This window comes from Cryobacterium frigoriphilum (assembly GCF_004403305.1).
Lineage (GTDB): Bacteria > Actinomycetota > Actinomycetes > Actinomycetales > Microbacteriaceae > Cryobacterium > Cryobacterium frigoriphilum.
In genome coordinates, this window is record NZ_SOHE01000083.1 from 123,814 (window position 1) to 136,163 (window position 12,350).

Here is a 12,350-nt window from a genome sequence, read left to right on the forward strand (position 1 = left end):
CAGCGTGGCCTACTGGCGCGAGCCGCTGCTGCTTGTGGCGGAAGGCTCGCGTGAAGTCGGGGATGTGACGGCATCATTGTCGTCGTCACCCTCGAGTTCGGAATCGTTGTCTTCGAATTCTACCTCAGGGTCGACCGCGATCCATTCGCGGCCGGCAACGTAGGGACTCAGCTCGAGTCCGGGGTGTTCCTGGCGCTGGATGATAATGATCAGCAGGCCGACGACGATCGCCGCGAGCGACGCCCAGACGTTGGTGCGCAGGCCGAAGAACACCTCGCTCGGGTCGACGCGGATCGATTCGAAGATCGTGCGGCCGATGCCGTACCAGATCAGGTAGACCCCGAAGGCCTTGCCCCAGCGTAGGTTCAGGCGGCGCTCGAGCAGCAGGATCACGGCGACACCGGCGAGGTTCCAGATGATTTCGTACAGGAACGTCGGGTGGAACAGCGTGTCCGCCGGAAGCCCGATGGGGAAGGCCGCGTTGGTCGCTTCGATCTCAAGGCCCCACGGCAGGGTGGTGGGCAGGCCATAGAGCTCGTGGTTGAACCAGTTGCCGAGGCGTCCGGTGGCCTGGGCGATCAGCATGGCCGGCGCGAGGGCGTCAGCGAAGGACCAGAAGCGGATGCCCGATTGCCGGGAACCGATCCAGGCGCCGACCGCACCGCCGAGCAGAGAGCCGAAGATGGCGTTGCCGCCCTCCCAGATGTACAGGGTGCGCAGCAGGTCGGCGCCGTCGTAGAAGTAGTCTCCCGGGTGGGTCAGCACGTGGTAGATACGCGCCCCGACGATGCCGAGCGGTACGGCCCAGAGGATGATGTCGAGCACGACCCCCGGTTCGCCGCCGCGCTTGGAGAGCCGGCGGGAGGTGATCATCGTGGCGAAGATAATGCCGGCGAGAATGCACAGGGCATAGGCGTGGATGCGGAAGGGTCCGAGGTCGACGAAACTCCAGCCGGGGCTCGGGATGCTCAGAGGCATAGACACTGAAGTACTACCTTTCGTAACGCGGACGCGGTGCAACGGTGGTGCGAAAACCAACCACGGTCAATTTATCGTAGATCCCGGGTGCCGGCAGCCAGTTCGGCGGCGAGCACGCCGACGGCGGCGACTCCCCCGTCGGTCAGTGCCTTGACGAGGGCGGAGCCGACGATCGCCCCGTCGGCGTAGGCGAGGATCTCGCGTACCTGGGCCGGGGTGGAGATGCCGAGGCCCACGCAGGCACTCGTCGAACCGGCGGCACGCAGCCGGTCGACGAGGACGCGGGCGGCCGAGTCAACATCGGAACGGGCTCCGGTGGTGCCCATCGTCGAAACCGCGTAGACGAAGCCGCGGCTGGCCTCGATGGCCTGCAGGAGTCGGGCATCCGACGACGACGGTGCGGCGAGGAAAACCCGGTCAAGTCCGGTGCGTTCGCTCGCGGCGAGCCAGGCATCCGCTTCATCGGGAATCAGGTCGGGGGTGATGAGGCCGGCGCCGCCGGCGGCGAGCAGGTCGTCGGCGAATCGGTCGACGCCGTACTGCAGAACGGGGTTCCAGTAGGTCATCACGAGCACTGGCGCGTCGACCTGAGCGGTGATTGCCTTGACGGCTTCGAAGCCGTGGTGCAGTTTGAAGCCGCCGGCGAGGGCCTTCTGGGTGGCGGCCTGGATGACGGGACCGTCCATGACCGGGTCGGAGTATGGCAGTCCGAGTTCGATCACGTCGACGCCGTTGGCGGCGAGGGCCACCGCGGCGTCTATGCTCTCGGTCAGGCTGGGAAAACCGACGGGCAGGTAGCCGATGAGGGCTCCGCTGCCGGCCGCCCGGCGTCGGGCGATGGTGGCCTCGACTGCGCTGTGCGTGACGCTGGCCGTGCTGGTGCCGTGCCGGCTGGTGTTGCCTTCGTGGGAGGGGCTGGTGGTGCTCATGACTGTTCCGCGCCTTCGTCGAGCAGATCGAAGTATCGAGCCGCGGTTTCCATGTCCTTGTCGCCGCGTCCGCTGAGGTTCACGAGAATCGTCGCGTCGGGGCCGAGCTGCTTGCCGAGTTCGAGCGTGCCGGCGAGGGCGTGTGCCGACTCGATTGCCGGAATGATGCCTTCGGTCTGGCTCAGCAGGCGCAGCGCGCTCATCGCGGCCGCATCGGTGACCGGCAGGTATGTGGCCCGGCCGATGCTGGCGAGCCAGGCGTGTTCCGGGCCGACCCCCGGGTAGTCGAGTCCGGCGCTGATGGAATGCGATTCCACCGTCTGGCCGTCTTCGTCCTGCAGCAGCATGCTGCGGGCGCCGTGCAGCACGCCGGGGCGACCCTTGGTGATGGTCGCGGCGTGGCGGGGCGTGTCGACGCCGTCGCCGGCGGCCTCATAACCGTACAGGGCGACATCCGCATCGTCGAGAAAGGCGTGAAAGATGCCCATCGCGTTGGAGCCGCCGCCGACGCACGCGGTGACCGCGTCGGGCAGCCGACCGGTCAGGGCGAGCACCTGCTCGCGGGCTTCCTCGCCGATGATCTTCTGAAAGTCGCGCACCATGGCGGGGAACGGATGCGGCCCCGCGACGGTTCCGAAGATGTAGTTGGTCGTCTCGACGTTGGTGACCCAGTCACGCATGGCGTCGTTGATGGCATCTTTCAGGGTGCGGGAGCCGGTCTTCACCGGCACGACCTCGGCGCCCAGCAGGCGCATGCGCGCCACGTTGAGGGCCTGGCGCTCGGTGTCGACCTCGCCCATGTAGACGACGCATTCGAACCCGAAGAGCGCGGCGACGGTCGCGGTGGCGACACCGTGCTGGCCGGCGCCGGTCTCGGCGATCACCCGGGTCTTGCCGATGCGCTTGGTCAACAAGGCCTGACCGAGGGCATTGTTTATCTTATGCGAGCCGGTGTGGTTGAGGTCTTCGCGCTTGAGGATGATGCGGGCACCGCCGGCGTGCTCGGCGAAACGTGGCACCTCGGTGATGATCGAGGGACGGCCGCTGTAAGAGCGGTGCAGCTCCATGAGCTCGGCGGCGAAGGCCGGATCTTTCTTGACCAGGTCGTACTCGGCGGTGAGTTCGTCGAGCGCGGCAACGAGGGATTCGGGCACGAACCGGCCGCCGAAGTCGCCGAAGTAGGGGCCGGTTTCGGTGCGCAGTGACTCGGTGCGCAGTGACTCGGTGCGCAGTGAGGCGGCACCAGCCGAACCGAGATCGTCCGGCTGGGGGTGAACGGATACAGGAGACACTTAGACCGCCAAAAACTCTGAGAGGGTGCGGATGGGATCGCTCGTGACGAGCGCTTCACCGACGAGCACGACGTCGGCGCCGGCCGCGCGGTAGTGCGCCACGTCGGCAGCGGTTTTCACCGCGGACTCGGCGATACGCACAACGCCGGACGGGATGCTGTCGGCCAGGGTGCCGAACAGGTTCTGGTCAAGCTCAAAGGTCGAGAGATTGCGGGCATTGACCCCGACGAGGCTCGCGCCGATGTCGAGTGCACGACTGACCTCGTCGGCGCTGTGCGTCTCGACGAGCGCGGTCATGCCGAGCTCGCGGACAAGGTTCTGCAGCGACTGCAGTGTGCCCTGGTCGAGTGCGGCGACAATGAGCAGCACGAGGTCGGCGCCGGCGGCACGGGCCTCGAACACCTGGTACGGGGTACCGATGAAGTCTTTGCGCAGTACGGGAAGGGCGACGGCGGCGCGTACCTGTTCGAGGTCATCGAGGGTGCCGTGAAACTTGCGTCCCTCGGTGAGCACGCTGATGGCGCTCGCCCCACCGGTCTCGTACGACACCGCGAGGGCCGCCGGATCCGTGATCGCGGCGAGCGATCCCCGTGAGGGGCTCGACCGCTTGATCTCGGCGATGATTTTGATGCGGTCGGCCGGTGCGAGCGCCGCGAGGGCGTCGAGGGCGGGTGACCGGTCGAGGGCTGCGGCCTCGACGGCGCTGAGCGGGCGGGACAGACTGCGCGCCTCGGCGTCGGCGAGAGCGCCACCCATGAGGTTGGCCAGCAGGTCAGTGCCGACTAGATGAGTGCCCACTAGATCGGGGCGTACCAGGTCAGAACTCACTCGGTTAGTGTCCGTGGGTCGCGGGAGGCATGTCGGCCACGCCGTAGCCGGCCTTGGCCATCGCGAAACCGGCGACCGGGCCAGCGAGCAGCACGACGAAAGAGACCCAGACGAGCCACGGGATGACGAAGAAGAAGGCGGCTGTGCCGACCGTGAACGCCACCAGCATGATGGTGACAGCGGTCCAGGCGGCCGGTGAGTGGCCGTGGCCGAGTTCTGCCGACTCAGTAGTCATGGTTCTCCTTTGTGGTGGTGCCGTGATGTGGTGCCGTGATGTGGTGCCGTGATGTAGTCGTGCTGTCTGGCTGACGTTTCGGGTGTCAGCCTGCTGTTCAATCTTAGCGGGACTCGCTCGTCGGGTCCTCGCCGCGGCTCAGCTCGTCCCAATCGACGACCGCGTCGGGAGCGCGGCCCGGTTCTCGGGCGCCGGCCGCGGCATCCGTCGTGACGGGCTCGAAGCGCACCGTCTGGTGCCGCTTGGTGGCTCCGGGCCAGCGCTTGGTCGTGAAGACGATGAGAAAACCGGCACCGGCCATGATGACGGCTGCGACGAGGGCCAGGTAGGGCCAGCCGGTGGTCGCTGAGGCCTCGACCGCCCTCGCGACCCCGTCCCGGCCGGCGATTCCGGTCGCGGCGGTGACGGCGGCGGAGCTCGCGTGGGCGGGGTCGGCGACGGCAAGAAGCGCGGAAAGAAAGACGGATGCCCCGAGCAGCATCTCGAGAACGCCCAGCACCACCCGAATCAGCGGACCGGCAATGGTCAGGGCACCGGCCAGGGCGAACCCGGCGAGAGCCAGAGCCGTGATCGCGGGCGCGGCGACCGACCCGTCGACCGCGATCGGCTCAGGCCCGCCGGCGGAGACGGCCACATCGACCGTGCCCCAGACCTGAGTCCAGGCGAGAAGCGCGAGCGTGCTCGCACCGAGCACCGTCAGTATGAGCGACAGGCGCAGGCGCTTGCCGGTGCCGCCGGATCGGCTGTCGGACATCAGTGCACCCGGCGCATGGCGTTGGCCACCGCGACGGCACGCAACGGCGCGGCCGCCTTGTTCTGGGATTCCTGGTACTCGCTCGCGGGGTCGGAGTCGGCGACGAGGCCGCCACCGGCCTGCACCCGCGCAACGCCGTCGATGATGGTCGCGGTGCGGATGGCGATCGCGAGGTCGGCATCACCGGCGAAACCGAAATAGCCGACCACTCCCCCGTAGACCCCGCGCTGGGCGGGCTCGAGGGCGTCGATGATCTCGAGGGCCCGCGGTTTCGGCGCCCCGCTCAGGGTGCCGGCCGGGAAAGCGGCGCGAAAAACGTCGATCGACGTTTTGCCCGGCGTGAGGTTGCCCTCGACCGACGAGACCAAATGCATGATGTGGCTGAAACGTTCGATGCGCATGAACTCGGTGACCTCGACCGAGCCGGGCGTGCAGACCTTGAGCAGGTCGTTGCGGGCGAGGTCGACGAGCATGAGGTGTTCGGCGCGTTCCTTGGGATCGGCGGCGAGTTCCGCCTGGAACGCGGCGTCGGCATCCGGTGTCGCTCCGCGAGGCTTCGACCCGGCGATCGGATGCGTGAACACGCGATCCTTCTCGACCTTGACGAGAGCCTCCGGCGACGAACCGACGATGGAGTACGGGGTTCCGTCGGGGGCCTCGAGGCTCAGGAGGTACATGTAGGGGCTGGGGTTGAGGCTGCGCAGCACCCGGTAGACATCGATCGGGTCGGCGGTGCAGTCCTGATCGAAGCGCTGCGAGATGACGACTTGAAAGACATCACCGTCAACGATGTGCTGTTTGGCCGTCTCGACGGAGGCGAGAAAGTCGTCCTTCGTCGTGCGCATGCGGGGGTCGGCGGGGGTCGACAGGTCGACCTCCGCCAGCCAGGCCTCGCCCGGCTGGGCGAGCCGGGCCTGCAGGGCGTCGAGCCGGGTTTGTGCGGCGGCCCAGAGGGTGCCGTCGTCGTCAATGCCGTCGTTGAGCACGTTGGCGATGAGCTGCACGGTGCCGTAGCGGTGATCGAGCACGACGAGGTCGGCGACGAAGCTGAAGGACTGGCCGGGCACGGAGTAGTCGGCGGGCGGCTGGTCGGGCAGGTTTTCGATCTGACGGATCGCCTCCCAGCCGATGAAGCCGACGAGACCGCCGGTCAGCGGCGGGTGCTCCGGCAGGCGCGGCGTCTGCCAGCGGGCGTAGAGGGCGGCGAGAGCCTCGAGGGGACCGGCTCCGGTGTCGTCACCGAGGGCACGTTCGGCCGAGACGCCGTAGTCGATCCAGTGGCTGTCGTTGCCCCGCTGGGTCAGCACCCCGAATGAGGACACACCCACGAAGGAAAACCGGGACCAGATGCCGCCCTGTTCGGCGGATTCGAGCAGAAAGCTGCCCGGCTGGCCGGCCGCGAGCTTGCGGTAGATGCCGACCGGGGTTTCGCCGTCGGCGAAGAGTTCGCGCAGCACCGGGATGACCCGGTGTTCGCCGAGCAGCGCGGCGAAGCCCGCCTCCGTCGTTGAACCAGCGGTCATTGAACCAGCAGTATCGGACTCACTCATGCAGACTCCTCCGGTCGGGTTCCGACGCTGACGACGAGGTCGCGACCGTCGAAGCAGGTGCGGGTGCCGGTGTGGCAGGCGACGCCGACCTGGTCGACGCGCACCAGCAGGGTATCGCCGTCACAGTCGAGGGCCGCCGATTTCACGTACTGCACGTGGCCGCTCGTGTCGCCCTTGGTCCAGTACTCCTGGCGGCTGCGCGACCAGAACGTGACGCGGCCCTCGACGAGGGTGCGTTCCATCGCGGTGCGGTTCATCCAGCCGAGCATGAGCACCTCGCCGGTGTCATGCTGCTGAATCACGGCCGGCAGGAGGCCATCGGCGTTGAACACCGCCGCGTCGAGAGCGACGGCATTCGCTGCTTCGGGGTGAATCGGTTCGGCGGTCAGTTCAGGGGTCAGTTCAGGGGTCATCATCGCACCAGCATTCCGGCGCCCGCGAGCTCACGCTTCACGTCGCCAATGGTCAGTTCACCGCTGTGAAAAACGGATGCCGCGAGCACGGCGTCGGCGCCGGCCGCGATCGCGGGCGGAAAGTGTTCGAGCAGTCCGGCGCCGCCGGAGGCGATGACCGGAACCCGGCTGATGCCGCGCATGAGCGCGATCAGTTCGGTGTCGAAGCCGGTCTTCATGCCGTCGGCGTCGATCGAGTTGACGAGCAGTTCGCCGGCGCCGAGTTCGATGGCCCGCTGCGCCCAGGCGAGGGCGTCGAGATCGGTCTCGGTGCGGCCGCCGTGGGTGGTCACGACGAAGCCGGACTCGGTGCGGTCGCTGCGTTTCACGTCGAGTGAGAGCACGACGACCTGGGCTCCGAAGCGGTCGGCGATCTCGGCGATCAACGCGGGCCGGGCGATCGCGGCGCTGTTGACCCCGACCTTGTCGGCGCCGCTGGCTTGGAGCCGGGACACGTCTTCGACACTGCGGATGCCGCCGCCGACGGTCAGTGGGATGAAGACCTGTTCGGCCGTTGCGCGCACCACGTCGTAGGTCGTGTTGCGGTTGTCGACCGTGGCCGTCACGTCGAGAAAGGTGAGCTCGTCGGCGCCCTGCTCGTAGTACCGTCGCGCGAGTTCGACCGGGTCGCCCGCGTCGCGCAGGTTCAGAAAGTTCACGCCCTTCACGACCCGGCCGTTGGCCACGTCGAGGCAGGGGATGACACGCACCGAGAGAGTCATCGGCGGCGGCCTAGAGTCGGGCGTTGTGGATCGTGGTCACGAGAATGGCGCGGGCGCCCAGCTCGTAGAGGGCATCCATGACGTGGTTCATGTCGAGGCGGGCGATCATGACGCGCACGGCGGCCCACTCTGGGTCGTGCAGCGACGACACGGTCGGCGATTCGATGCCGGGGGCGAGGGCCGCGGCCGCATCGAGCAGCGACACCGGGATGTCATAGTCGAGCAGCACATACTGGCGGGCCACGAGCACACCCTGCAGGCGACGCAGCAGCGTGGCGATGCCGGGCTTGTCATTCTCCGAGCTGATCAGAACCGCGGTCGACTCGAGGATGACCGGTCCGAAGATTTCGAGGCCGGCCTTGCGCAGCGTGGTGCCGGTGGAGACGACGTCGGCGACGGCATCCGCTACCCCGAGCTGCACGGCGGATTCGACCGCGCCGTCCAGCTCGACGAGGGTGACGGTGACGTCGTGCGTGGCGAGGAAGGCCTCGACCAGGCCGGGGTAGCTCGTGGCGACGCGCAGGCCCTCGAGGTCGGCGAGGGTCGTGAACTTGCCTGCCGGGCCGGCGAAGCGGAACGTGGAGTCACCGAAGTTCAGGCTTGCGATCTCGAGGGCGGGCGACGCGGAGTCGAGCAGCAGGTCGCGGCCGGTGATGCCCACGTCGAGCGCGCCGGATCCGACGTAGGTCGCGATGTCGCGGGGACGCAGGTAGAAGAACTCGACATTGTTGCGCGGGTCGGCGGTGACGAGGTCGCGCGGGTCGCGGCGACCGACGTAGCCGGCCTCGGCCAGCATCTGGAAGGCGGTTTCGGCCAGTGAGCCCTTGTTGGGTACGGCAATTCTCAGCATGTGTTTACTCTCTGCGGGTTCGGGGTCTGTGACGGATGCGTTCGGCCGGGCGGCCGGGCTCACAAATGTCGGTAGACGTCCGCCGGGGACAGGCCCTTGGCGATCATCATGACCTGCAGGTGGTACAGCAGCTGGGAGATCTCCGCCGCGGTTTCTTCGTCGCTCTGGAACTCAGCGGCCATCCAGACCTCGGCGGCCTCTTCGACAATCTTCTTGCCAATGGCATGAACGCCGGCATCGAGCTCGCGCACGGTTCCGGAGCCCTCGGGCCGGGTCAGTGCCTTGTCGCTGAGTTCAACGAAAAGGTCATCAAAAGTTTTCACTCGTCTAGGTTACCCGTGTGCGTGCTGGTGGCTGTGCGCGGTGGCGCGCAGCCGGGCGATCTGCTCGGCTGGATCCGCAGCTCCGAAGACGCTCGAACCGGCCACGAAGGTGTCGGCGCCGGCCTCGGCGGCGGCCACGATCGTCTGCTCGGTGATGCCGCCGTCGACCTGCAGCCAGACGTCGAGTCCGGTGCGGCGCACGGCGGCCGAGAGCATTTCGAGTTTCGGCATCGTCGACGCCATGAAGCTCTGGCCGCCGAAACCCGGCTCGACGGTCATCACGAGCACCTGGTCGAATTCGGGCAGCAGCTCAAGGTACGGCTCGACGGCGGTGCCGGGCTTCAGGGCGATTCCGGCGCGGGCGCCCATCGATCTCAGCTTGCGGGCGAGGGCTACCGGATCGGCGACCGCCTCGGCGTGGAAGGTGACCGAGTAGGCGCCCGCCTCGGCGTAGTCGGGTGCCCAACGGTCGGGGTCATCGATCATCAGGTGGATGTCGAGCGGCAGCGGCGACACCTGCTGCAGTCGTTGCACCATCGCGAGCCCGAAGGTGAGGTTGGGCACAAAATGGTTGTCCATGATGTCGACGTGCACGAGGTCCGCGGTGCGAATGCGACCAAGCTCACGTTCAAAGTTGGCGAAGTCGGCGGCGAGAATGCTCGGATTGATGCGTGTGGCCATGCTTAAAGCCTAGACGAGCGGCTGGGTGACCTCGGGTTCGAGCACCACCACGGCCGTCTCGTGTGGGCGGCGACGCGCTAAGTCGTCGAGATTCTTGTCGTATGACCGCCACCGGTCCCACAGAGCGGCCCGTTCGTCGCCGGTCGCGGCGTGTGCGACGACCCGACGATTCTCGTCGGGGAGCTGCACCTGGGCGTGCGGGTTCGCCTGCAGGTTCAGCCACCAGGCCGGTTCCGCTTCGCCCCAGCCGTTCATCGCCATGGTCACCAGGTTCGGACCGTCCTCGAAATAGCCGAGAATCACCGGCCGCTCCTGGCCGCTGCGGCGCCCCACCGTGGTCACCCGCATGGTGCCCCACCGCTCGGCACGTGCCGGCCACAGGCCACGCCGTGCGCCGGAAAACCGAACGATTGCCCGATGGATCTTCCAGGCCAGCACGATGAACCAGCGCGGAGGAAGCCACGGCGTGTGCACTTTCGATTGCGGCAGGTGTTTCGGTGTCGTCATGGCTGTGGCAACCCTTCACTGTGGTCCGAATCGATGAGGTGACTTCCGTTCAGCGCGACTTCCGTTCAGCGCGACTTCCGTTCAGCGCGACTTCCGTTCAGCGCGACTTCCGTTCAGCGCGACAGTACAACCGTTTCGAGCGAGCGTGCAACGGGCGTGGCCTGCGCATCGGGCACGAAAAATGGAGACGGCGACGAGTGCCCACGGGTCGCCCGCGCCCTGACTCTGTCGGTCAGGGCAGCGAGGTAGCGTCCGGGTTCACAATCAGAACGTCGCCGAGCAGCTCCCAGCCCACCGGGATCTCGTCAGGGGCCGTGTACACCTGAGCTCCGCCCGTACCCGACGCGACGAGGGCGAGGGCATGCGGGCTGGCGCCACAGGAAGCGCCGGAGAACCCCGAAGTGGGGTCGACCAGGATGACGCAGACGCCAGTCGGGTCGAGCGCGGCCAGGAAGTACTGGGTGCCGCCGCGCTCTCCCACCAGCCGGCTGGAGTCACGGTCGAGCTGGTCGATTTCGTTGAGATCAACGCTGGCCGGGAGCTCGTCGCTCGCGTCGGCATCCGTGGCCAGAAACGCGTGGACCTGTGACTCGGTGTCCGACCCGGTACAGCCGGTCAGGGCCAGTCCGGCGACGCACAGAAAGGCTCCGGCTATCCGCGAGGCCCGCCGGCTGGTCGAGCGTGTCAATGCGGACCCTGCGACAGTCGCAGTCCAAACGGATGCGGGCCGAGCGCGAACCAGACCAGACTTCCGATCACCGGTGCACACAGCACCGCGACGGTCCAGACCAGGCGTTCCGGCGGGGTGAGGTCGACCGTGCGCTGAATCTGCACGAGGGCGAAGATGATGGCTGCCGCGTAGAGCGCGATCGTCGCAATGCCGATTGCCATGGGCAGGATCGTGTCGATGAGAGTCCCCTTCCGTGCGGGGCCAGCTTAGCCCCGGCGGTTGCCCGATACGAAAGCGTCGTCGGCAGGCTCAACAGCCGGCGCGCGCGCCCTGCCGCCGGAACGGACGCTCGCTGGTTGAGCCTGCGCGCGAAGCGCGCCGGTCGAAACCCCGCAGGACGACCCACAGTCTCAGGGTCGGCTCGCCGTGGTTTCTCAACCAGCGGAGGCCCGCTGGTTGAGCCTGCGCGCAAAGCGCGCCGGTCGAAACCCCGCAGGACGACCTACAGTCTCAGGGTCGGCTCGCTGTGGTTTCGACCGCTTCTTCGTCGCGGCTCAACCAGCGGACGCTCGCTGGTGAGCCTGCGCGCAAAGCGCGCCGGTCGAAACCCCGCAGGACGACCCACAGTCTCAAGGTCGGCTCGCCGTGGTTTCTCAACCAACGGAGGACCGCTGGTTGAGCCTGCGCGCAAAGCGCGCCGGTCGAAACCCCGCAGGACGACCTACAGTCTCGAGGTCGGCTCGCCCTGGTTTCGACCGCTCCTACGTCGCGGCTCAACCAACGGAGGACCGCTGGTTGAGCCTGCGCGCAAAGCGCGCCGGCCGAAACCCCGCAGGACGACCTACAGTCTCCGGGTCGGCTCGCTGTGGTTTCGACCGCTCCTTCGTCGCGGCTCAACCAGCGGACGTTAGTCGCCGAACAGCGGACCGATTGTCGCTCTGCGGGCGGCGCATCCGTCTTTCGTGCCGCGTGCTGCGGCACCGTGCCTACTCGGCGGCGCGCTGCAACAGGGTGATGAACATGGCATCGGTGCCGTGGCGGTGAGGCCACAGCTGCACGCTGCCGGTGTCGCCTGGCAGGTCGAGATTCGCCGCGCTGAAGGACTGCACGATCGCCGCGGTGTCGAGGTGCGTCACGGTGCCGGCCGACTTCTTGACGGCCAGCGCCACGATCGCCCGGGTCTCGGCGGTGTGCGGCGAGCAGGTCACGTAGGCGAGGATTCCGCCGGGCTTGAGCGCCACGAGGGCCGCGTCGATCAGGCCGGACTGCAGGCCGGCGAGATCGGCGACATCCTTGGGCTTCTTGCGCCAGCGCGCCTCGGGCCGGCGCCGCAGGGCTCCGAGCCCGGTGCAGGGCGCGTCGAGCAGGATCCGATCGAAGGTCCCGGGGTGGGTCGCGCCGATGAGCGTGCCGTCGACCTCCCAGACCGGAACGGGCTCGGGCAGCGCCGCCAGGGCGTTGCGCACGAGCGTGGCCCTGGCGGGCACGAGCTCGTTGGCCACGAGCACCGCTCCCCCGGCGCGCGCCTCGGCGGCGAGCAGCGCCGCCTTGCCGCCGGGGCCGGCGCACAGGTCGAGCC

The 12,350-nt window shown here is 67.9% G+C and carries 16 protein-coding genes; all 16 read right to left on the reverse strand.

The window, feature by feature from the left end:
- Positions 1-9: 9 nt before the first annotated feature.
- Positions 10-978, reverse strand: a complete 969-nt coding sequence (lgt, locus tag E3T55_RS18650; RefSeq protein ID WP_134521055.1) for a prolipoprotein diacylglyceryl transferase — start codon at positions 976-978, stop codon at positions 10-12.
- 71 nt (positions 979-1,049) lie between these two features.
- Positions 1,050-1,907, reverse strand: a complete 858-nt coding sequence (gene trpA / locus E3T55_RS18655; protein ID WP_134521035.1) for a tryptophan synthase subunit alpha — start codon at positions 1,905-1,907, stop codon at positions 1,050-1,052.
- The gene (gene trpB / locus E3T55_RS18660; protein ID WP_134521056.1) at positions 1,904-3,124 is read right to left on the reverse strand and encodes a tryptophan synthase subunit beta; all 1,221 of its coding nucleotides are present in this window, start codon (positions 3,122-3,124) and stop codon (positions 1,904-1,906) included. The genes trpA and trpB overlap by 4 nt, the downstream gene beginning before the upstream one ends.
- A 75-nt stretch (positions 3,125-3,199) precedes the next feature.
- Entirely contained in the window at positions 3,200-3,970 is a 771-nt protein-coding gene (gene trpC / locus E3T55_RS18665) for an indole-3-glycerol phosphate synthase TrpC (protein WP_134521057.1), read from the reverse strand.
- Positions 3,971-4,031: 61 nt separating this feature from the next.
- Positions 4,032-4,262 (reverse strand): DUF6704 family protein, encoded by a 231-nt coding sequence (locus E3T55_RS18670; protein WP_134521036.1) that lies wholly within the window; start codon positions 4,260-4,262, stop codon positions 4,032-4,034.
- Positions 4,263-4,365: 103 nt separating this feature from the next.
- Complete coding sequence (locus tag E3T55_RS18675; RefSeq protein WP_134521037.1) at positions 4,366-5,016, reverse strand: Trp biosynthesis-associated membrane protein; 651 nt, start codon at positions 5,014-5,016, stop codon at positions 4,366-4,368.
- A complete protein-coding gene (locus E3T55_RS18680) occupies positions 5,016-6,566 on the reverse strand; it encodes an anthranilate synthase component I (protein WP_134521038.1) in 1,551 nt (516 codons plus the stop codon). Before E3T55_RS18680 ends, E3T55_RS18675 begins: the two co-directional genes overlap by 1 nt.
- Positions 6,563-6,979 carry a phosphoribosyl-AMP cyclohydrolase gene (gene hisI / locus E3T55_RS18685; RefSeq protein ID WP_134521058.1) on the reverse strand — a complete coding sequence of 139 codons (417 nt, stop codon included), beginning with the start codon at positions 6,977-6,979 and terminating at the stop codon, positions 6,563-6,565. The genes E3T55_RS18680 and hisI overlap by 4 nt, the downstream gene beginning before the upstream one ends.
- Positions 6,979-7,740 (reverse strand): imidazole glycerol phosphate synthase subunit HisF, encoded by a 762-nt coding sequence (gene hisF, locus E3T55_RS18690; RefSeq protein WP_134521039.1) that lies wholly within the window; start codon positions 7,738-7,740, stop codon positions 6,979-6,981. Before hisF ends, hisI begins: the two co-directional genes overlap by 1 nt.
- A gap of 10 nt (positions 7,741-7,750) precedes the next feature.
- Positions 7,751-8,590: an ATP phosphoribosyltransferase gene (hisG, locus tag E3T55_RS18695; protein WP_134521040.1), complete on the reverse strand. Its 840-nt coding sequence runs from the start codon at positions 8,588-8,590 to the stop codon at positions 7,751-7,753.
- 59 nt (positions 8,591-8,649) lie between these two features.
- A complete protein-coding gene (locus E3T55_RS18700) occupies positions 8,650-8,913 on the reverse strand; it encodes a phosphoribosyl-ATP diphosphatase (protein ID WP_119972877.1) in 264 nt (87 codons plus the stop codon).
- Between the two features lie 9 nt (positions 8,914-8,922).
- Positions 8,923-9,594 (reverse strand): ribulose-phosphate 3-epimerase, encoded by a 672-nt coding sequence (gene rpe, locus E3T55_RS18705; protein WP_134521041.1) that lies wholly within the window; start codon positions 9,592-9,594, stop codon positions 8,923-8,925.
- 9 nt (positions 9,595-9,603) lie between these two features.
- Entirely contained in the window at positions 9,604-10,101 is a 498-nt protein-coding gene (locus E3T55_RS18710; RefSeq protein WP_134521042.1) for a nitroreductase/quinone reductase family protein, read from the reverse strand.
- A gap of 232 nt (positions 10,102-10,333) precedes the next feature.
- The gene (locus tag E3T55_RS18715; RefSeq protein WP_134521043.1) at positions 10,334-10,789 is read right to left on the reverse strand and encodes a hypothetical protein; all 456 of its coding nucleotides are present in this window, start codon (positions 10,787-10,789) and stop codon (positions 10,334-10,336) included.
- The gene (locus E3T55_RS18720) at positions 10,786-10,992 is read right to left on the reverse strand and encodes a PLDc N-terminal domain-containing protein (protein ID WP_134521044.1); all 207 of its coding nucleotides are present in this window, start codon (positions 10,990-10,992) and stop codon (positions 10,786-10,788) included. The genes E3T55_RS18715 and E3T55_RS18720 overlap by 4 nt, the downstream gene beginning before the upstream one ends.
- Positions 10,993-11,757: 765 nt before the next feature.
- Positions 11,758-12,350, reverse strand: a 593-nt coding sequence (locus tag E3T55_RS18725; RefSeq protein WP_174775491.1) for an RsmB/NOP family class I SAM-dependent RNA methyltransferase, incomplete at its 5' end; no start/stop codon positions are given.

Coding starts and splice junctions, on each gene's coding strand:
- hisG (WP_134521040.1), bottom strand. CDS start 8,590: ATGCTGAGAATTGCCGTACCCAACAAGGGCTCACTGGCCGAAACCGCC.
- trpA (WP_134521035.1), bottom strand. CDS start 1,907: ATGAGCACCACCAGCCCCTCCCACGAAGGCAACACCAGCCGGCACGGC.
- E3T55_RS18675 (WP_134521037.1), bottom strand. CDS start 5,016: ATGTCCGACAGCCGATCCGGCGGCACCGGCAAGCGCCTGCGCCTGTCG.
- E3T55_RS18670 (WP_134521036.1), bottom strand. CDS start 4,262: ATGACTACTGAGTCGGCAGAACTCGGCCACGGCCACTCACCGGCCGCC.
- rpe (WP_134521041.1), bottom strand. CDS start 9,594: ATGGCCACACGCATCAATCCGAGCATTCTCGCCGCCGACTTCGCCAAC.
- hisI (WP_134521058.1), bottom strand. CDS start 6,979: ATGACCCCTGAACTGACCCCTGAACTGACCGCCGAACCGATTCACCCC.
- lgt (WP_134521055.1), bottom strand. CDS start 978: ATGCCTCTGAGCATCCCGAGCCCCGGCTGGAGTTTCGTCGACCTCGGA.
- E3T55_RS18680 (WP_134521038.1), bottom strand. CDS start 6,566: ATGAGTGAGTCCGATACTGCTGGTTCAATGACCGCTGGTTCAACGACG.
- hisF (WP_134521039.1), bottom strand. CDS start 7,740: ATGACTCTCTCGGTGCGTGTCATCCCCTGCCTCGACGTGGCCAACGGC.
- E3T55_RS18720 (WP_134521044.1), bottom strand. CDS start 10,992: ATGGCAATCGGCATTGCGACGATCGCGCTCTACGCGGCAGCCATCATC.
- E3T55_RS18710 (WP_134521042.1), bottom strand. CDS start 10,101: ATGACGACACCGAAACACCTGCCGCAATCGAAAGTGCACACGCCGTGG.